Below are 18,143 nucleotides of genomic sequence, written 5' to 3' on the forward strand. Positions count from 1 at the left end.
TCAACAAAGGCTTGACCGGAGGCGGGTTTCCGGCGAGAAGTCCTGAACGTAATTCTGCGGTTCAAGGTTCGCACATGCTCAGCACTCAGACCCGCTCGGTGAAGCCGGCGGAGGTCCAGAAGAACTGGTGGGTGATCGACGCCGAGGGTCTCGTCCTCGGCCGCCTCGCCTCCATCATCGCCAACCGCCTGCGCGGCAAGCACAAGGCGACGTTCACCCCGCACGTGGATTGCGGCGACCATGTCGTCGTCGTCAATGCGGACAAGGTGCGGATGACGGGCAACAAGGCCCAGCAATCGGTCTTCTACTACCACACCGGCTTTCCGGGCGGCATCAAGGGGCAGACCATCCGCTCCCGCCTCGATGGCCGCTTCCCCACCCGCGTGGTGGAGAAGGCGGTGGAGCGCATGATCACGCGTGGCCCGCTCGGCCGGCAGCAGATGAAGAACCTGCATGTCTATGCCGGCGGCGAGCATCCCCATGCGGGCCAGGGTCCGCAGGCGCTCGACGTCGCCGCGATGAACCGCAAGAACAAGGTTGGCTGAGATGAGCGAGCAGACCACGGCGAACTCCCTCGCCGACCTCAAGAACCTGGTCCAGGGCACCCCGGCCGCCGCCGGCAGCGAGGCCGCGCCCGTCCGTGAGCCGAAGCGCGACGCCCAAGGCCGCGCCTATGCCACCGGCTCCCGCAAGGAGAGCGTGGCGCGCGTTTGGGTGAAGCCCGGCAAGGGCACCATCACCATCAACGACAAGCCGCAGGGCAAGTATTTCGCGCGCCCCGTGCTGCGGATGCTGATCGCCCAGCCCTTCCTGGTGGCGGACCGCTACCAGCAGTTCGACGTCATCGCCACCGTGGCGGGCGGCGGGCTGTCGGGCCAGGCTGGCGCGGTGCGCCACGGCATCTCGCGCGCCCTGTGCAACTACGAGCCGGAGCTGCGGGCCATCCTGAAGAAGGCTGGCTTCCTGACGCGCGACCCGCGTGCGGTCGAGCGCAAGAAGTACGGCAAGATGAAGGCGCGACGTTCCTTCCAGTTCTCCAAGCGCTGACGCCTGGGGACCGGGCGGCAGCGCCCGGTCTTCCACAGACCGTGTCAGGGGCAGGTTCCGCGAGGGACCTGCCCCTTTTTCGTTTCTCTACCCTGTTCCACACTCGAGACCGACGGAGACGAGACCATGTCCAGGACCCCTTCCATCTTCATCGACGGCGAAAGCGGCACGACGGGCCTGCAGATCCGCGCGCGGCTGGCGAACCACAAGGGGATCGAGATCCGCTCCATCCCCGAGGAGAAGCGCAAGGACCCGGAGACCAAGCGCGCGCTGATGGAGGAGGTGGACGCAGTCGTGCTCTGCCTGCCCGATGCCGGCGCGAAGGAAGTCGCTTCCATCGCGCGGGAGATGGGCGCGAAGGCCCCCCGGCTGCTGGACGCGTCAACCGCCCACCGGGTGGACCCGGAGTGGGTCTATGGCTTCCCCGAGCTGACCAAGGGCCATGCGGAGCGCATCGCCGCCGCGCGGCGCGTGTCCAACCCGGGCTGCTACCCGACCGGCGCCATCGCCCTGCTGCGCCCGCTGACCGAGTCCGGCATCCTGCCCGCGGACTTCCCGATCGCGGTCAATGCTGTCTCCGGCTACACGGGCGGCGGCAAGTCCATGATCGCGGAGTTCGACGCGGGCACGGTGGGGCCGTTCTTCCTCTACGGGCTAGGCTTGGAGCACAAGCACGTGCCGGAGCTTCAGCTCTACTCGGGCCTGTCCCGGCGGCCGATCTTCGTGCCGAGCGTCGGGGAGTTCGCGCAGGGAATGCTGGTGTCCATCCCGCTCCACCTCGACGCGCTGCCTGGGAAGCCCGCCCCGGGCGACCTGGAGGCGGCGCTGACGGCGCATTACACCGGTTCGGAATGGGTGAAGGTGCTGCCCGGCGAAGGCGGGGCGCGCCTCACCCCGGAAGACCTCAACGGCTCCAACGCGCTGGAACTGCGCGTGTATGGCAGCGCGGCGCATCGCCAGGCGGTGCTGGTCGCGCGGCTGGACAATCTCGGCAAGGGCGCCTCGGGTGCCGCGGTGCAGAATCTCGGGCTGATGCTGGGGGTGGAGGTGGACGCCGCCCTGCCGGTCGCCGCGTGAGCCTGTACCCGTTCGAGGGGAAGCGTCCCCGCGTTCACGGAGCCGCCTGGGTCGCCCCCACGGCGGCGGTGATCGGCGACGTGGAGATCGGGGAGGGCGCCAGCATCTGGTATCACTGCGTCCTCCGCGGCGACACGAACGTCATTCGCGTCGGCGCGCGCTCGAACATCCAGGACGGCACCATCGTCCACGTGAATCACGGGCGCGAGCCCGCGATCATCGGCGCCGACGTGACGGTGGGCCATGCCGCCATCATCCATGCCTGCACGCTGGAGGATGGCGCCTTCGTGGGCATGGGCGCCACGGTGCTGGATGGATGCGTGATCGAGGGCGGCGGCATGCTGGGGGCGGGTTCCGTGCTGCCTCCGGGCAAGCGCATCGCGGCAGGGGAGCTGTGGATGGGCAACCCCGCCCGGATGGTGCGGGTGCTGGACGATGCGGCGCGCGCCCGCTTCGCCCGCACCGCGCCGCACTACGTGGAACTGGCCGGTCGGCACCGTGCCTCGCTGGATGGCGAAAAAGACAGCCCGCCTCCCTCGTAGTGCCATGCGGGCGTTCTAGATTCATCCCATGAACCGCCTCGCCCTCCCGCTGCTCCTCGGTCTCGCCGGCTGCACGGTCGGCGAGGCGCCGCCTTCCGCCACCCTGCCGCCCTCGGTGGTTGGGTCCGTGGCCGACCCGATGCGGGCTTCCGTCTTGTCCAGCGCCTATGTCTTCGGCCATCCGGCCGCCACGCGCCCGGTGGACCGGGCGCGCGGCGCCGCGATGGTGGAGTTCATGGCGGCCGATTTCCGCTGGAACCCGCGCTGGTGGGAGTATTCCCCGACCGTCGGCCTCCAGCTGGACGAGGCGCGGGCCGAGCTTCGGCACGCCTATGCGGTTCCGCCCGGCGCCCCGCCCCAGGCGGTCGTGGACGCGATGGTGGCCGCGGGAGCGGCGCTGGAGGCGCAGGACGAGGCCGCCGCCCGCAACACCCTCGCCACGTGGGGCTTCCCGACGCCGGACGTGACCCTCGCCGCCCTTTCGGTGGCGCGCCCCTTGCCTGTCGCGGCACGGGCGACCAGCCTTGCCCAATCGGAAATGATGCGGATCGAGACGCAAGATCGATTCTCGGGGGATGGCGGCAGCAGCGGCTCCCATCCCTGACCCAGGAGTGACCAAACGTGCGAACGAAAGCTTTCCTGACGCTTCTCCTCCTCGCGGGGGCCTGCGCGCCGCTGCCGCAAGAGAACGTCGTCTATCTGCCCGCTGACGCTGTGCCCGGTGCGGGCGATCCGACGCGCAGCGCAATCACCTCGGTGGCGGGCGGCTTTGACGTTCGTGGCCGTCCGCTCGGTACCCTGGCGGATGCCGCGCGCAACATCGCGAACCTCGAGTACCTCACGGAGAACACCTCCATGAACAATCCGGCGCTCGACAGCACGCCCGTCAACCTGCCGCTCCAGCTTCGGACGGCGCGGCGAGAGTGGCGGCAGGCCCTCGGAATCCCGGCTGACGCCCCGCCGCAGCTGGTCGTGAACCAGTATTACGGCGCGGCGCGCTCGCTGGAGACGACCGGCGCCTCCCCCATCAGCCTCGCGGCGCTCCAGGCCCGGCCCGTCATGCCGGCCACGGCCGCGGCGGCCGCCCTGGCCGGGGAGGCGGTGCGCGGCCGCGGGGCCGGCGCGCCGGTAGGGAGCGTCCGCTGATGCGCCGGCGCTCCTTCCTGGTCCTGCTGCCGTTGGCGGCCTGCGCGGAGGGAGCGCTGCCGCCCGTCGAATACGCGCGCCTGCCGCCCGGCAGCGTCGAAGGCGCGGGCGACCCGACCCGGGCGGCCGTGCTGCGCGCCTCCTACGCCTTCGCCAATCCGGCGACGCTGGCCAACCGGCCCGGCGCGGCCGCGGCGGCGATCATCGACATGGAATACCTGGCGGCCTCGCTGCCGACCGACCCGCGCTACAACCAGCGCGACCCGCTGCTGCCGGTCCGGCTGCGGCAGGCACGGCAGGAATGGCGGGGCGTCCTCGGCATTCCGCCGGAAGTGCCGGCCCAGGCGGTGATCGACCGCATGGCGCGCATCGCCTCCGATGAGCAGTCGGGCATCCCGCCGCGCGACGATCCGGCGCTGATCGCCCGCCTGGCCACGCTGCCGCGGCTGCCGCGCACGGTGGAGGCCGCCAATTCGGCCGCGCAGGTCCAGCTTCAAACGGACCAGACCCGCGGAGGGGCCGGGGGCCGCGTCCGGTTTTGAGGCGCGCGCTCCTTCTCCTCGCCCTCGCTGCCGCGGGCTGCGCCGAGATGCGCACGCCCCCGGCGCCGCCGCCACCTCCCGAATTGTCCGGCGGGCCGAGCGCCCTGCCTGCGCCGGAGGTCGCGCGCCTCGCCGCGCGGGACTTCGACGCTCAGGGCGCCGGGCTCGAAGGGCGGCCGGCAGCCACGGCCCTGGCGGTCGCGCGGCTGGAATTCCTGTCGCGCGCGCTTTCGCCCGGCGGCGCCATGGCTGGATTTCCCGACTCATTCCGCTTCGTCATGAACAGGGCGGTTGAGGAGGGGCGCCAAGCTCTTGGCATCGAGCCGCGAGCTGCGCCCGACGCGGTGATCGACGCCTTGGTGGAGGCGTCCCGCGCCCTGGCGGCGGGGAGGGAGCCCTCCCTGGGGCCGCCCGTGTTCCGCAACGCGCAGCCGACGCCGCGCGAAAGGCTCCAGGTGCCGGGCCCGTTGCCGAACGCCGCCTTAGCCACGGCGGCGCTGGCGGAGGAGGTGGCGCGGCGCAACAGCGGCGCCGCGAACACCGCCTTCGGCGTCAGTCCGTCGCCATGACCCGCACGTAGCGGCCCGGCGCGTCCTCGATCGCCGGCAGCGCGCCGCTGCCCGGCACGCGGGCGGGGACGCGCTCACTGTTCAGCGCCGTCACCCAGCGCTGCCAATCCGGCCACCAGGACCCGGCCATCTCCGTCGCGCCGGTGAGCCAGTCATCGGGGGAGGGCGGAAGCTGCTCGTTCACCCAGTGGCTGTACTTGCCGGAGTCGGGCGGGTTCACCACGCCCGCGATGTGGCCCGAGGCCGCAAGGACGAAGCGGATCGGCCCGCCATAGATCTGCGTGCCGCGATAGGTGCTCTTCCAGGGTGCGATGTGGTCCTCGCGCGTCGAGATCATGTAGCTGGGCACCTTGATCTTCCGGAGGTCGATCTTGGTCCCCAGCAGTTCGATCTCACCCGGCTTCACCAGGTCGTTCTGCTGGTACATGCGGCGCAGGTAGAAGGAATGCATCCGCGCCGGCATGCGGGTCGAATCGTCGTTCCAGTACAGCAAGTCGAACGGGAAGGGATCCTGGCCGAGCAGGTAGTTGTTCACCACGAAGGACCAGATGAGGTCGTTCGCGCGAAGCATGTTGAAGGTGGTCGCCATCTCGGCGCCTTCCAGGAAGCCACGCTTCTGCATCTTGTCCTCGAGGGACTTCAGCTGCTCCTCGTCGATGAAGACGCCCAGCTCGCCCGCTTCCTCGAAGTCCGTCATGGTGACGAAGTAGGTCGCCGACTTGATGCGGTTGTCCTTCCTCGCGGTCATGTGGGCGAGGGTCGTCGCCAGCAGCGTCCCGCCGAGGCAGTAGCCGATGGCATTCACCTCGCGCTCGCCAGTGGCCTTCTCGATGGCCTCGAGCGCGGCCAGCACGCCCTCGGTCATGTAGTCCTCGAAGCCCTTCTCGGCCAAGGTCTCGTCCGGGTTGACCCAGGAGCAGACGAAGACCGTGTGCCCCTGCTCCACCGCCCAGCGGATGAAGCTGTTCTTGGGGCGAAGGTCGAGGATGTAGAACTTATTGATCCAGGGCGGCAGGATCAGGAGCGGCCGCTTCAGCACTGTCTCAGTGGTGGGGCTGTACTGGATGAGCTGCATCAGCGGCGTCTCGAACACCACCTTGCCCGGGGTGACGGCGATGTTCTCGCCCACCTTAAACTTGGTGTCGTCCGTCATCCGGATGCGCAGGCGCCCCTTGCCCCGCTCCAGGTCCGCCAGGAGGTTGGACAGGCCCTTCAGCAGGTTGGCCCCGCCCGTTTCCGCGGTGCGGCGCAGCACCTCCGGGTTGGTGAGCAGGAAGTTCGCCGGGCTCATCGCGTCCACGAACTGCCGCGTGTAGAAGTCCACCTTCTGCGCGGTCTTGGGGTCGAGCCCCTCCGCGCCCTGCACCGCGTTCACGAAGTAGCGCGCGGAAAGCAGGTAGGACTGCCGGATGAAGTCGAAGACCTCGTTCTCCCGCCAGGCATCGTCCTTGAAGCGGCGGTCGCCCTTGGGCTCGGAGATGACGGGGGCCACCTGCTCGCCCAGCATGCGCCGCGCCGTGCTGTTCCACAGCGTCAGGTAGTCCTGCCAGAAGCCGATCTGCGCCTGCATCAGCCGCGCCGGATTGGCCATCAGCCGGGTCGTCATCTCCATAAAGGCCGAGCCGATGTTGAACGGGTCCGGGCTCGGCGTTTCCTCCGACTGGCGCTTCAGGAAGTCCGCCACGATCCGCTGGCCGCGCTCCGCGACCTCGGCCATGGTGCGCGTCACCAGCGCCGGATCCGGCAGCTTGGGGTTGATCGGTTCCTGATTCTGGCTCACGCGGGGCGCCCTTCCGGCTTTGGCGCGGGGCGAGGGGGCGCTATGGGTAGCAGGAGCCCGAAGGTATCCCGCGTGACACAGCCCTTCCCGTCCCACTTCACACTTGGTCTAGAGCGTAGTGACGCGCCACGCGCCATTCAAGCGATCGGCCCGCTTCTGCTGGCTGCCATGCTTGCCGGGTGTGGCGGCGAGTCGCCCCAGTTCGGGCGGCTGTGGCGCGAGGCGACGGGGCAGGAGGCTGCGGGACGGCTCGCCCCGCCGGGGATCGACCGCCCGGCGCCCAACCTCGCCTCGGTGCCCCCCATACCGGAGCGGCCGGACCTCGCCGCCCGCCAAAGCCTGACCCGCCGCCTGGAGGAGGATCGCTCGGCGGCGGAGCGGCCGGCACCGCGCCGCGACCCGGGAGCCACGGAAGCCGCGCCCGGCGCGCCGGACATCGCCGCCGCACCCCCGGCCCCGCCGCGCATCGCGAATGCGCCCGCGGTGCCCTGGACTCCGCCGCGCGGTGGCCCCGCCGCCCCGTCCATCGGCCCGGCCCCGACCCCGGGCGAAGTGCCCGCTCCACCCCCGCCGGAACTCCTGGCGCCGGCCCCGCCGCCGCCCGACCTACTCGCGCCCGCGCCGCCTCTGCGGTAAAGCCCGCGCGAGAGCCTTGTTCCGAGGAGGGCCATCATGGCCGAAGAGTTCCACCGCATCCGCCGACTGCCGCCCTATGTCTTTGCCGAGGTGAACTCGGCCAAGGCGAAGGCGCGCGCGGCGGCGGAGGACATCGTGGACCTCGGCATGGGCAACCCGGACAGCCCGACCCCTCCGCACATCGTCGCCAAGCTGGTCGAGGCGGTCCAGGACCCGCGCACCCACCGCTACTCCATGTCCAAGGGCATCCCGGGGCTGCGCAAGGCGCTGGCCGGCTACTACGCCCGCCGCTTCGGCGTGAAGCTGGACCCGGAGACGGAGGTGGTTGCCACGCTCGGCTCCAAGGAGGGGCTGGCGAACCTCGCCCAGGCCATCACTTCGCCGGGCGACACGATCCTGGTGCCGAACCCGTCCTACCCCATCCACCAGTTCGGCTTCATCATCGCCGGCGCCACCGCGCGCTCCATCCCCTACACGCCGGACGACGCGATGCTGGAGGCGATCGTGCGGGCGGTGAAGCATTCCGTGCCGAAGCCGACCGCGCTGATCGTGAACTTCCCCTCCAACCCCACCGCGCTGCTCGCAAGCCGGGAGTTCTACAAGGAGCTGGTGCGGATCGCGCGGGAGCACGAGCTCTTCATCCTGAGCGACCTCGCCTATGCCGAGCTGTATTTCGACGAGAACAACCCGCCTCCCTCCGTGCTGGAGATCCCGGGGGCGAAGGAATGCACAGTCGAGTTCACCTCGCTCAGCAAGACCTACAACATGCCAGGCTGGCGCATGGGCTTCGCCGCCGGCAACCCGAAGCTGATCGCGGCGCTCGCCCGCGTGAAGTCCTACCTGGACTACGGCGCCTTCACCCCGATCCAGGTCGCGGCGGCGGCGGCGCTCAACGGCCCGCAGGATTGCGTGGCCGAGATGCGGACCCTTTATCGCGAGCGCCGCGACGTCTTGGTGAAGGGGCTGCGCCAGGCCGGCTGGGACGTGCCGCCCTGTGAGGGGTCCATGTTCCTCTGGGCCCCCATTCCCGAGCGGTTCCGCTCGCTGGGCTCGGTCGAGTTCTCCAAGCTGCTGCTGGCCAAGGCCAAGGTCGCGGTCGCGCCGGGCATCGGCTTCGGCGAGCATGGCGACGACCATGTCCGCATCGCGCTGGTGGAGAACACGCACCGCATCCGCCAGGCGCTGCGCGGCATCCGAAGCTTCCTGCAGGGCGACAACGTCGCCCCGGCCGAGGAGGCCGTCGCGAAGTGACGCTCAAGGTTGGAATCGCCGGGCTCGGCACGGTCGGCGCCGGGGTGGTCTCTCTGCTCCAGGCCAATGCGGGGGTGATCACCGCCCGCGCCGGGCGCCCGGTCGAGGTCGTCGCGGTTTCCGCCCGCGACCGCGGCAAGGATCGCGGCGTGGCGCTGGACGGGCTGCGCTGGCACGACGACCCGGTGGCGCTGGCCGCCGACAACGACCTGGACGCGGTGGTCGAAGTGATGGGCGGGGCGGAAGGTCCCGCTCGCGCCCTGGTCGAGGCGTCGCTGGAAGCGGGCAAGCCCGTCGTCACCGCCAACAAGGCGCTGCTCGCCACCCATGGCGCGGCGCTTGCGGCCTTGTCCGAGCGGACGGGCGCGGCCCTGGCCTACGAGGCGGCGGTGGCCGGCGGCATCCCGGCAATCAAGGCGATCCGCGAGGGTCTGGCGGGCAACAAGCTCAGCCGGGTCGCGGGGATCCTCAACGGTACCTGCAACTACATCCTCACCGAGATGCGTGTGCAGGGTCTGCCCTTCGACACCGTGCTCGCCGAGGCGCAGCGCCTGGGCTACGCCGAGGCCGACCCGTCCTTCGACATTGACGGGGTGGACGCGGCGCACAAGCTCGCCATCCTCGCAGCGCTGGCCTTCGGGCGTCCGGTGGATCTTTCCGCCCTGCACATCGAGGGCATCCGCCACGTCTCGGCGTTGGACATCGCCCTGGCCGGCGAGCTTGGCTACCGCATCAAGCTGCTTGGCATCGCCTCGCGCGAGGCGGGCGGGGTCGCGGCGCGGGTGCATCCCTGCATGGTGCCGGTCGGCAGCCCGCTCGCGGCCGTCGAGGGGGTGTTCAACGCTGTCCTGGCGGAGGGCGACGCGGTCGGGCGCGTGGTGCTGCAAGGCCGCGGCGCCGGCGCGGGACCGACCGCCAGCGCCGTGGTCTCGGACCTCGTGGACCTCGCGCGCGGGCGCCTCACCCCGGTCTGGGGTGCTGCGGAGCCGATGGACACCGCGCCGCCCATGCCCATGGAGCGCCATGTCGGTTCCTACTACTTGCGCCTGATGGTGCTGGACCAGCCGGGTGTCATCGCCGACGTGACCGGGATCCTGCGCGATGCGGCGATCAGCCTGGAATCCATGCTGCAGCGCGGTCGTGCCCCGGGCGAGGCCGTGCCCGTGGTGCTCGTGACCCATGATTGCGAGGAGCGGCGCATGAGCGAGGCGCTGTCGCGCATCGAGGCGCTGCCTTCCGTGGTGGAGAAGCCCGCCGTGATCCGGATCGAAACGCTGTGAACCCGCGCCGCGCCCTCCTTGCGCTTCCCCTGCTGCTGGCGCCCCTGCCCGCGATGGCGCAGGAGACGAAGCTGCGCCTGAGCGAGTCCGCCACGCTCCGCCGCGCCCCGGATGAACCCGTGGCGATGCTGCGGGCCGAGGCGCGCGCGACGAGCGCCGCCGCCGCCCAGGCCGCGGTGAACCGCTCAGTGGCGGTCGCGGTTGAGCAGGCGCAGCGCGTGCAGGGGCTGCGCGTCACCACCGGCCGCTACGCCACGCATCGCAGCGAGGAGCAGCGGCTCTGGCTCGCCGTGCAGTCCATCACCCTGCGCGGCGGCGAGGCTTCGACGCTGGCCGACCTCGTCGGCACGCTGCAATCGCAGGGCCTCGCCCTCGACATGCTGGGCGCCCAGCTTTCCGACGAGGCCGAGCGCGAGCTGCGCGAGCAGGCGACGCGCGAGGCCATCCGCCTGTTGCGTGCCCGCGCCGAGATCGTGGCGGCCGAGCTCGGCCTGCGCGTCTCCCACCTCGCCGAGCTTTCGATCGACATGGCGCATGACGGGCCGCGTCCCATGATGGCCGCCAGCGCGATGCGCGCGGCGCCGTCCCCGGTCTCGCTGCCGGAGGAGGCACCCGTGACGGTGCGCGCCTCCGCCGAGGCCATCCTTCTTCCCCGATGAACGCAGGACAGACGACGATGCAGATCGAACCCGGCCAGGTGGTGGACCGCAACCTCGCGCTCGAGCTGGTGCGCGTGACGGAGGCGGCGGCGCTGGCCGCATCGCGCTGGGTGGGCAAGGGCGACAAGAATGCCGCCGACGGCGCGGCGGTGGAGGCGATGCGCCGTGCCTTCGACACGGTCGGCATCGAGGGCACGGTGGTGATCGGCGAGGGCGAGATGGACGAGGCGCCGATGCTGTTCATCGGCGAGAAGGTCGGCCTCTACGCCAAGACGGGCGGCGGGGTGCAGGCCGACATCGCGGTGGACCCGCTGGAGGGCACCTCGCTCACCGCCAAGGCCGGGCCGAACGCCATGGCCGTCGTGGCGCTGGCCAGCAAGGGCTGCTTTCTCCATGCCCCCGACATCTACATGGACAAGATCGCGGTGGGTCCGGGCCTGCCGCCCGGCGTCGTGGACCTCGACCTGTCGCCCGCCGAGAACCTCCGCCGCCTGGCCGAGGCGCGCGGCGTTGGGGTCAGCGAACTGACCGTCTGTACCCTTGACCGCGACCGCCACAAGGACATCATCCGCGCCTGCCGCGAGGCCGGGGCGCGCATGATGCTGATCCCGGATGGGGACGTGTTCGGCGTCGTGGCGGTGTCGCAGCCCGAGACGGGGGTGGACATCTACATGGGCTGGGGCGGCGCGCCGGAGGGCGTGCTGGCCGCGGCCGCGCTGCGCTGCATCGGCGGCCAGATGCAGGGCCGCCTGATCTTCGAGGATGACGCGCAGGTCGCCCGCGCCCGCGACATGGGCATCGCCGACCCGCAGCGGAAATACGTGCTGGAGGAGATGGCGCGCGGCGAGGTGATGTTCGCCGCGACCGGCGTGACCTCCGGCCCCATGCTGCGCGGCGTCCGCATGATCCCGGGCGGCGCCATTACCCATTCCATCGTCATGCGCTCCAAGACCGGCACGGTGCGCTACGTCGAGGGGCACCACAACTTCACCATGATGCCCAAGGCCTGATGCAGACCGCGCTCGGCATCGAGCGCAGCGTCACCGGGCGCCGCTGGGTCTGGCGCGGCGGGGATGAGCGGCTGGGCGCGATGCTCGCCCAGCGCCTGTCCCTGCCGGAACTCGTCGGGCGCCTGCTGGCGGCGCGCGGCATCGGGGTGGATGCCGCCGCCGACTTCCTGGCCCCGACGCTTCGTTCCCTGCTGCCCGACCCCTCGATCATGCTCGACATGGACGCGGCGGCCGCGCGTCTCGCCGATGCGGTGGAGCGGGGCGAGCACGTCGCCGTCTTCGCGGATTACGACGTGGACGGCGCCTGCTCCGGCGCGCTGATGGTGGAGGTGCTGCGCGGCCTGGGCTGCGCGGTGACCCACCACGTCCCGGACCGCATCGCTGAGGGCTATGGCCCGAACGCGCCCGCACTGGAGCGCCTGATGGGGGGCGGGGCGACGCTGATCGTCTGCGTGGACTGCGGCATCGCGGCGCAGGACGCGCTTGCCGTCGCGGAGGGCAGGGCGGAGGTGGTGGTGCTCGACCACCACAAGACCGAAGGCCCGGCCCCGCGCATCCGGGCCGCCGTCAATCCGAACCGCCTCGACTGCACCTCCGGGCTGCGCCAGCTTTGCGCGGCCGGCGTCGCCTTCCTGGCCGCCGTCGCGCTGCAGCGCGAGCTGCGGCGCCGCGGCTTCTTCGCCACCCGGCCGGAGCCAGACCTGAAGCGGCTGCTCGACCTCGTGGCGCTCGCGACGATCTGTGACGTGGTGCCGCTCTCCGGCGTGAACCGGGCCTTCGTGCAGCAGGGGCTGCGCGTGCTGGCCGGGCGGGGGCGGGCCGGGCTGAACGCGCTGCTCGACATCGCCGCCGGGCGGGACGCACCGACCGCCTTCACCCTGGGCTACGCGCTCGGGCCGCGCATCAACGCGGGGGGGCGGATCTCCGTTCCGGACCTCGGCCTGCGTCTGCTGCTGGAAGCCGACGCGGTCGAGGCGCGGGCGATGGCGGAACGGCTGGATGCCGTGAACCGCCGCCGGCAGGAAGTCGAGGCGGGCGTGCTGGCCGCGGCCATGGAGGCCGGGCAGCGCCAGCTCGACGTGGGCCACGCGGCACTGCTGGTTTCCGACGAGGGCTGGCATCCTGGCGTGGTCGGGATCGTGGCCGGGCGGTTGCGCGAACGGTTCAACCGCCCCGCCTGCGTGGCGGGGGTGGAAGGCGGGACGGCGAAGGGATCGGGACGGTCGGTGCCCGGGCTCGATCTGGGCTCGGCGGTCATCGCGGCCCGGCAGATCGGCCTTCTCTCCGCAGGCGGCGGACATGCCATGGCAGCCGGCTTCACCCTGCCGGCCGACGCGCTGCCCCGGCTGCATGAGCATCTGAACGAGCGTTTGGAAGCGGCCCGCGCGCTCCCCAGCGTGGCGGAACTCGCTCTGGAGGGTGCCCTGCACCCGCGTGGGGCGACGCCTGAACTGGCGGGGCAGGTGGAACGCCTGTCCCCCTTCGGCCCCGCCAACGAGGAACCGGCCTTTGCCATCGCCCGGGCCCGGGTGGTCCGCTCCAGCCGGGTCGGCCGCGAGGGGACCACGATCCGCGTCTTCCTGGAGGGGGAGGATGGCGGGCGGCTGAAGGCGATCTGCTTCCGCGCCAAGGAAGGACCCCTGGCAGATGCCCTGCTGGCCCAGGGCGGCGGACCCCTTGCCATCGCCGGGTACCTGAGGGTCGACCGTTGGAACGATCAGGAAGCGGCCTGCCTCCACATATTGGACGCTGCGCGCGAAGTCTGACGCGCCCCACCCAATCTGGAAATCTCGAGCCCGGCCGACCCTGTCGCGCCGGGCATTTGATTCTTGCTCATGCAAGTAATCGCCCGCCACGGCACAAGTGAAATGGGAATGGTATCTGTCTCAAAAGGAAAATAAACGTCGGTTCACTCGCCAGGTTGCACGCTGTGCGGTAATTCTATCCTAGGTTGCAAAGCTGATTTCTAGGAAAGCATTCTGGTCGGCTTCGCAGTCATATCGCAGGGGTATTGAATGGTCCTTCATATTTCGTACGTGAATGATAGCTGCGGCTCGACAACGAGGTGCGTCGCAGCCTCGCGGCTTGGCCCCAGCGGCCCCCTGGCCTCGCCGCGTCAGCGAAGCAGCCGGCACGTGGCTGCGCGCCCGGCCGGAGCACGGGCGGCCTGCGACGCAACCCTACCTGAAGGTTCCAGGAGCAAGCCGCCTTCGGACCTTGCCGGACGGGCTCTACCTGCATTTCTCGCCAAGCGCGGAGGAGCCCTATGTGGACATCCTTTGCATCGAGGCCTGCGGGACGGTGCAGAACCTGATGGACAAGCGCTCGCGCTTCGCGCCTTCCGTGACCTCGCTGCTGGCCGTGTGCCCGGTCGATTGGCTGCTGACCCCCGTCCAGCCGGGCCATGACGTGCCCCGCTGGCGCATGCTTCGGCTGCTGAAGCGCGAGCCGAAGGAGCCCCTGGTCCTGCCCGTGCGCGACGCGCGCGTGCTCTTTGCGCTGAAGCCGAAGGATTACCTGGGCTTCGCCCAGACCCAGACGGCGCAGCCGCATGAGTTCTTCTGCCCGATGGACACGCTGATTGGGGCGGACCCGCTCACGCACCGGGCCCTGCGGAACCTCATCTCCCGTGCTTCGCTCGCCTCCAACTTCATGGAGTTGCCGGCGAACGATCCTATTTGATCAAGGTGTACAGCATCCGCGTGCTGGTGATGGCAAGGAAAACCGCGAAGGCGCGCTTCAGCACCAGGGGCGGGATAGAGTGCGCGAGCCGGACCCCCCACGGTGTCGCGACGATCGAGGACGGCACGATCAGCGCGAAGCCGATCAGGTTCACCCAGCCAAGCGAGTAGGGCGGCCGACCCTCGGCGCCGATCCCGGCCAGGACGAAGCCGATCGTCGCGGGGATCGAGATGATCAGCCCGAAGGCCGAGGAGGTGGCGACGGCCTGCCGAATCGCCACGCCGGCCATGCTCAGGACCGGAACGCCCACCGTTCCGCCGCCGATGCCCATCATGGCGCTGATCGCGCCGATGCCGCCGCCGATCAACTGGCGCGCCGCCCCGCCCGGGAGGCTGTCCCGCAGCCGGAAATCCACCCCGGTGAAGCCCATGTTGATGGCCACGGCCAGCGCCGTCACGGCGAAGACCAGCGTCAGCCCGGGACCGCGCATCGCGACCGCCAGCGCCGTGCCGACCAGCACGCCCACGAAGATCGAGGGGGCCAGGGACCGCAGCAGCGCCATGTCCATCGCCCCCTTTTGGTAATGCTTCCGCGCCGAAACGATGGATGTCGGGATGATGGTGGCGAGCGAGGTCGCGACGGCGACCTTCATCTGCGTCGCCTCCGGAACGTCGAAGAGCGGCAGCACGTAGAACAGCACGGGCACGATGACGATGCCCCCGCCCACGCCCAGCAGCCCCGCCAGCACGCCGGAGACGCAGCCCGTGAACACCATCGCTGCGGCGAGCCCCGCCAGCCATTGCCAATCCACCATGGGCCTCGCCTTCCTCGTCAGTCGCTTCCGCCATAGCTTCGCTGCCCCAACCTGTCACGATAGGCGCGCGTGCTGATCACGGATCCCTTCTTCTACGCCCTCGCTGTCCCAGCCTTCCTGCTCACCGGGATCAGCAAGGGCGGCTTCGCCTCCGGCGCCGGCAATACAGGCGTGCCTCTCATGTCCATCGCGATCCCCGCACCCGACGCGGCCGGAATTGCTCTGCCCGTGCTGTGCGCCATGGACATCTCTGCCGTGCGGGCTTGGTGGGGGAGATGGGACCGGGGCGTGCTGCTTTCCCTTCTGCCTGGCGCCGTGATCGGCATGGCACTGGGCACACTGGTTTTCGGTACGCTGTCGGACCGCAGCGTGAAGCTGGTGATCGGGATGATGACGCTGGCCTTCCTGGCTCGCAGCCTCCTCGCATCCGGCGAGGCGCCGGCCCGGGCGCCGTCGCGCGTGAAGGCGTTCTTCAGTTCTTCCGCCTCGGGCGTCACGTCGTTCATCGCCCATGCCGGGGGTCCGCCGCTGGCGATCTACCTCTTCCCCCTGCGCCTCCCGCGCCAGACCCTGGCGGCGACAACGGCGGTCTTCTTCGCCTTCGTGAACTACGCGAAGCTGGTGCCGTATGGATTCCTGGGCGTGCTTTCCGTGCAGAACCTGCTCACCAGCCTTGTCCTGCTGCCCTTGGCGCCGCTCGGGATCCGGATCGGCGTCGTGTTGGCGCAGCGCATGTCGGACCGCATCTTCTACCGGGTGGTCCATGTCCTCCTTTTCCTCACATCCCTGCACCTAATCTGGGAAGGCGGTCTTCGATGATGCTCGGCGTGCTTGGCGGCATGGGCCCCTTGGCTTCGGCGGATTTCATGCGGCAGTTGACACTGCTGACCCGGGCGGAGCGCGACCAGGACCATGTTCCCGCCGTGCTGTGGAGCGACCCGCGCGTTCCGGACCGGACCGCGGCAAGGCTGGGGCAGGCAGAAGACCCGCTTCCCATGCTGATGCGAGGCATCCGCGGGCTGGAGCAGGCGGGATGCCGTGCCGTCGCCATTCCTTGCAACACCGCCCATGGCTGGTTCGACGCCATGCAGGCGGCGACGACGCTGCCCATCCTGCACATCGTGGACGCCGCGCGCGAGGAACTGGAGCGCTTGGAGGTGGGCGAAGGGCCGATCGGTCTGATGGGCACGGCCGGCACCCTGGCGATGGGGCTCTACCAGGGCCGCATTGGACGCGAATGCCTGGTGCCCGAAGCGGCGCTGATGGACTCCCATGTCAGCCTGGGCATCGCCCTGGTGAAGGCGAACCGGGTGCGCGAGGCCTATGCGCCGCTGGCCGAGGCAGCGCGCATCCTGCGCGGAAGGGGCGCCCGTGCCGTGGTGCTTGGCTGCACGGAGATCCCCCTCGGCATCGCGGCGGGAGAGGCGTTGGAATTCCCGGTGGTGGACACGGTCGCCGCCCTGGCCCGGGCGGCGATCCGTCACGTGGGCTACGCTTCCGCCTGAAGCGCGCTCAGCCGCCCAAAAGGTCCGGGTAGAGGCGTCGCCAGAAGCCGCAATTATGCTCGGATTCCGGGTTGATGGGAGTGATGCGCCCGGCCTCGAAGCGCAGCGTCTGGTCCGTTCCCCATTCCGGGGCGCCAGGCGCGCGCGGCGTGCCGGTCCGGGCGAAGCTGGTCCAATAGGCGACCATGATGTCGGCCAGTTGACGCGATGCGCCGGCGAGGTCCGGCCCGTTGATCGCCCGCGTGTTGGAAAAGCGCGGGAAGATGTAGTTCAGGTCGGAGGAATGCGCCGCGCCCAGATCGAAGCCCGGGTCCGGCGTCGCTGGCAGCGCCACGCCGAGCATCGGGGCGGTGCGGTCGGCGAATTCGAAGCGGTGGACCCTGGCCCGGCGGGCGAGAAGCTCCGCCGTCCGCAGGTAGATGCAGTGGTTGATGCCGACGGTCGGGTGGAACTCGGTCATCACGCTGCCGAGCGTTGCGGGCGCAGGACCGAAGTGGTCGGAAGGGTAGGCCGCGGCCACCGCATCGGCGTTCGTGCCATAGGCGCGACGGAGCCCGTCCGAGTAGGTTTCCGCCGTGATGCGAGCCCCCGCCTGGATGTCGTAGGCCACGTAAAGGCGCAATTCGTCTCGCGTGCCGCCGAACAGGGTGGGCACGGGCAGGAAGCGGCCGGATTCAAGGGAATCCGCGCTTTGGCGCGGCAGGGCCGGGCTGCCGAAGCTGGGGGCGAATGCGATGAGGTCACTGCCCGCCGCGGTGTTGGCCGCGTCCAGCAACGCATTCACATCCTTGCCGCGCAGGCATTCCGCGGCCGTCGCCGCGTCGCCGCAGCCCACTGCGGTGGCAATTCGTTGGCCGAGCGCCTCGTTCTCCTCGGCGGAGCGGAGATGGAAGGCGCAGCCGGCGCTCTGGATGATGGCCTTCTGGAACAGGCCCTCGGCCCGCTCGGGGGTGAGCACCTGCATGCAGACCGAACCGGCGCCGGCCGACTCGCCGGCGAGGGTGACGTTGCCCGGGTCGCCGCCAAAGGCGTGGATGTTGCGCTGGACCCAGCGCAGCGCCGCCCGCTGGTCTTCCAGCGCGACGGCGCCATTCGTCGCCGCGGGAAGGGCCGGGTGCGACAGGAACCCGAACACGCCCAGCCGGTAATTGAGCGAGACGACGATCAGGTCCCCCGCACGCGCCAGCGGCGCCAGCGGATAAAGGGAGCTGGAGCCGCCCACGAAGGCGCCGCCGTGGATCCAAACCAGGACCGGCTTCGGCCCCGTGGCGCCGCCTTCCGGCACGGCCACGTTGAGCTGGAGGCAATCCTCGGCGTCGCTCGCCTCGGTGAGGCCGTAGCGGGCGACCTGCGGGCAGGCCGGGCCGAACTCCGCCGCATCGCGCGTGCCGGTCCAGGGGGAGGGGGCTTCGGGGGCTGCCCAGCGCCGGGCGCCGGCAGGCGCGGCAGCATAGGGAATGCCCCGGTACTCGGCGATGCCATCTCGGGAAACGCCCCGCAGCGCGCCGCCTTCGGTGGCAATGACCGGTTGGGAAAGGACCGGGGCGGCGAACAGCGCCCCGGCGAGGCCGAGCAGCGGCAAGAGCAAACGCAAGGTGTATCC

The 18,143-nt window shown here is 70.5% G+C and carries 20 protein-coding genes; 17 read left to right on the plus strand and 3 right to left on the minus strand.

Going from position 1 to position 18,143, the window contains the following annotated elements:
• The first annotated feature begins 74 nt into the window (after nt 1-74).
• The 8 genes from rplM to OF850_RS02845 all read left to right on the plus strand — a co-directional run bounded on the left by rplM (nt 75) and on the right by OF850_RS02845 (nt 4,923).
• Nucleotides 75-545 carry a 50S ribosomal protein L13 gene (gene rplM, locus OF850_RS02810; RefSeq protein ID WP_301588183.1) on the plus strand — a complete coding sequence of 157 codons (471 nt, stop codon included), beginning with the start codon at nt 75-77 and terminating at the stop codon, nt 543-545.
• Nucleotide 546: 1 nt separating this feature from the next.
• On the plus strand, nt 547-1,047 hold the full coding sequence (rpsI, locus tag OF850_RS02815; protein WP_301588185.1) for a 30S ribosomal protein S9: 501 nt from the start codon (nt 547-549) through the stop codon (nt 1,045-1,047).
• A 126-nt stretch (nt 1,048-1,173) separates the two neighbouring features.
• On the plus strand, nt 1,174-2,124 hold the full coding sequence (argC, locus tag OF850_RS02820) for an N-acetyl-gamma-glutamyl-phosphate reductase (protein WP_301588187.1): 951 nt from the start codon (nt 1,174-1,176) through the stop codon (nt 2,122-2,124).
• Nucleotides 2,121-2,666, plus strand: coding sequence for a gamma carbonic anhydrase family protein (locus OF850_RS02825; RefSeq protein ID WP_301588188.1), 546 nt, complete (start codon nt 2,121-2,123; stop codon nt 2,664-2,666). The genes argC and OF850_RS02825 overlap by 4 nt, the downstream gene beginning before the upstream one ends.
• A 28-nt stretch (nt 2,667-2,694) precedes the next feature.
• Complete coding sequence (locus OF850_RS02830) at nt 2,695-3,270, plus strand: hypothetical protein (protein ID WP_301588189.1); 576 nt, start codon at nt 2,695-2,697, stop codon at nt 3,268-3,270.
• Between the two features lie 17 nt (nt 3,271-3,287).
• A complete protein-coding gene (locus tag OF850_RS02835; RefSeq protein ID WP_301588190.1) occupies nt 3,288-3,812 on the plus strand; it encodes a hypothetical protein in 525 nt (174 codons plus the stop codon).
• Nucleotides 3,812-4,354: a hypothetical protein gene (locus OF850_RS02840; RefSeq protein WP_301588191.1), complete on the plus strand. Its 543-nt coding sequence runs from the start codon at nt 3,812-3,814 to the stop codon at nt 4,352-4,354. The genes OF850_RS02835 and OF850_RS02840 overlap by 1 nt, the downstream gene beginning before the upstream one ends.
• 47 nt (nt 4,355-4,401) lie before the next feature.
• A complete protein-coding gene (locus OF850_RS02845; RefSeq protein WP_301588192.1) occupies nt 4,402-4,923 on the plus strand; it encodes a hypothetical protein in 522 nt (173 codons plus the stop codon).
• Here OF850_RS02845 and OF850_RS02850 read toward each other — a convergent pair.
• Nucleotides 4,907-6,703, minus strand: a complete 1,797-nt coding sequence (locus tag OF850_RS02850) for a PHA/PHB synthase family protein (RefSeq protein ID WP_301588193.1) — start codon at nt 6,701-6,703, stop codon at nt 4,907-4,909. The two genes, OF850_RS02845 and OF850_RS02850, sit on opposite strands and share 17 nt — an antisense overlap.
• A gap of 72 nt (nt 6,704-6,775) precedes the next feature.
• On the opposite strand from OF850_RS02850, the gene OF850_RS02855 reads away from it, so the two are divergent.
• The 7 genes from OF850_RS02855 (at nt 6,776) to OF850_RS02885 (ending at nt 14,221) form a co-directional block, all read left to right on the plus strand.
• Nucleotides 6,776-7,339: a hypothetical protein gene (locus tag OF850_RS02855; RefSeq protein WP_301588194.1), complete on the plus strand. Its 564-nt coding sequence runs from the start codon at nt 6,776-6,778 to the stop codon at nt 7,337-7,339.
• A 36-nt stretch (nt 7,340-7,375) separates the two neighbouring features.
• Nucleotides 7,376-8,590, plus strand: a complete 1,215-nt coding sequence (locus tag OF850_RS02860; RefSeq protein WP_301588196.1) for an LL-diaminopimelate aminotransferase — start codon at nt 7,376-7,378, stop codon at nt 8,588-8,590.
• Complete coding sequence (locus tag OF850_RS02865) at nt 8,587-9,870, plus strand: homoserine dehydrogenase (protein ID WP_301588197.1); 1,284 nt, start codon at nt 8,587-8,589, stop codon at nt 9,868-9,870. The genes OF850_RS02860 and OF850_RS02865 overlap by 4 nt, the downstream gene beginning before the upstream one ends.
• The gene (locus OF850_RS02870; protein ID WP_301588198.1) at nt 9,867-10,529 is read left to right on the plus strand and encodes an SIMPL domain-containing protein; all 663 of its coding nucleotides are present in this window, start codon (nt 9,867-9,869) and stop codon (nt 10,527-10,529) included. The genes OF850_RS02865 and OF850_RS02870 overlap by 4 nt, the downstream gene beginning before the upstream one ends.
• Nucleotides 10,530-10,546: 17 nt before the next feature.
• Nucleotides 10,547-11,539 (plus strand): class II fructose-bisphosphatase, encoded by a 993-nt coding sequence (gene glpX / locus OF850_RS02875; protein WP_301588199.1) that lies wholly within the window; start codon nt 10,547-10,549, stop codon nt 11,537-11,539.
• Nucleotides 11,539-13,305 (plus strand): single-stranded-DNA-specific exonuclease RecJ, encoded by a 1,767-nt coding sequence (gene recJ / locus OF850_RS02880; protein WP_301588200.1) that lies wholly within the window; start codon nt 11,539-11,541, stop codon nt 13,303-13,305. Before glpX ends, recJ begins: the two co-directional genes overlap by 1 nt.
• 451 nt (nt 13,306-13,756) lie before the next feature.
• Nucleotides 13,757-14,221, plus strand: a complete 465-nt coding sequence (locus OF850_RS02885; protein WP_301588201.1) for a hypothetical protein — start codon at nt 13,757-13,759, stop codon at nt 14,219-14,221.
• On the opposite strand, the gene OF850_RS02890 is transcribed toward OF850_RS02885, so the two are convergent.
• Entirely contained in the window at nt 14,214-15,035 is an 822-nt protein-coding gene (locus OF850_RS02890; protein ID WP_301588203.1) for a sulfite exporter TauE/SafE family protein, read from the minus strand. The genes OF850_RS02885 and OF850_RS02890 overlap by 8 nt on opposite strands.
• Before the next feature lie 69 nt (nt 15,036-15,104).
• Between OF850_RS02890 and OF850_RS02895 the strand changes: the two genes are divergently transcribed.
• Together OF850_RS02895 and cuyB are read left to right on the plus strand one after the other, a co-directional pair.
• Complete coding sequence (locus OF850_RS02895; protein ID WP_301588204.1) at nt 15,105-15,854, plus strand: sulfite exporter TauE/SafE family protein; 750 nt, start codon at nt 15,105-15,107, stop codon at nt 15,852-15,854.
• On the plus strand, nt 15,851-16,540 hold the full coding sequence (gene cuyB / locus OF850_RS02900) for a cysteate racemase (RefSeq protein WP_301588206.1): 690 nt from the start codon (nt 15,851-15,853) through the stop codon (nt 16,538-16,540). Before OF850_RS02895 ends, cuyB begins: the two co-directional genes overlap by 4 nt.
• 7 nt (nt 16,541-16,547) lie before the next feature.
• Here cuyB and OF850_RS02905 read toward each other — a convergent pair whose 3' ends face one another.
• Entirely contained in the window at nt 16,548-18,134 is a 1,587-nt protein-coding gene (locus OF850_RS02905) for a carboxylesterase/lipase family protein (protein ID WP_301588207.1), read from the minus strand.
• Nucleotides 18,135-18,143 lie beyond the last annotated feature (9 nt).

Source organism: Sabulicella glaciei (assembly GCF_026183895.1).
GTDB lineage: Bacteria > Pseudomonadota > Alphaproteobacteria > Acetobacterales > Acetobacteraceae > Roseococcus > Roseococcus glaciei.

Bases quoted from the DNA above. Each gene is read 5' to 3' on its own strand.
- rplM (WP_301588183.1), top strand. From the start codon at position 75: ATGCTCAGCACTCAGACCCGCTCGGTGAAGCCGGCGGAGGTCCAGAAG.
- rpsI (WP_301588185.1), top strand. From the start codon at position 547: ATGAGCGAGCAGACCACGGCGAACTCCCTCGCCGACCTCAAGAACCTG.
- argC (WP_301588187.1), top strand. From the start codon at position 1,174: ATGTCCAGGACCCCTTCCATCTTCATCGACGGCGAAAGCGGCACGACG.
- OF850_RS02830 (WP_301588189.1), top strand. From the start codon at position 2,695: ATGAACCGCCTCGCCCTCCCGCTGCTCCTCGGTCTCGCCGGCTGCACG.
- OF850_RS02840 (WP_301588191.1), top strand. From the start codon at position 3,812: ATGCGCCGGCGCTCCTTCCTGGTCCTGCTGCCGTTGGCGGCCTGCGCG.
- OF850_RS02845 (WP_301588192.1), top strand. From the start codon at position 4,402: ATGCGCACGCCCCCGGCGCCGCCGCCACCTCCCGAATTGTCCGGCGGG.
- OF850_RS02860 (WP_301588196.1), top strand. From the start codon at position 7,376: ATGGCCGAAGAGTTCCACCGCATCCGCCGACTGCCGCCCTATGTCTTT.
- glpX (WP_301588199.1), top strand. From the start codon at position 10,547: ATGCAGATCGAACCCGGCCAGGTGGTGGACCGCAACCTCGCGCTCGAG.
- recJ (WP_301588200.1), top strand. From the start codon at position 11,539: ATGCAGACCGCGCTCGGCATCGAGCGCAGCGTCACCGGGCGCCGCTGG.
- OF850_RS02890 (WP_301588203.1), bottom strand. From the start codon at position 15,035: ATGGTGGATTGGCAATGGCTGGCGGGGCTCGCCGCAGCGATGGTGTTC.
- cuyB (WP_301588206.1), top strand. From the start codon at position 15,851: ATGATGCTCGGCGTGCTTGGCGGCATGGGCCCCTTGGCTTCGGCGGAT.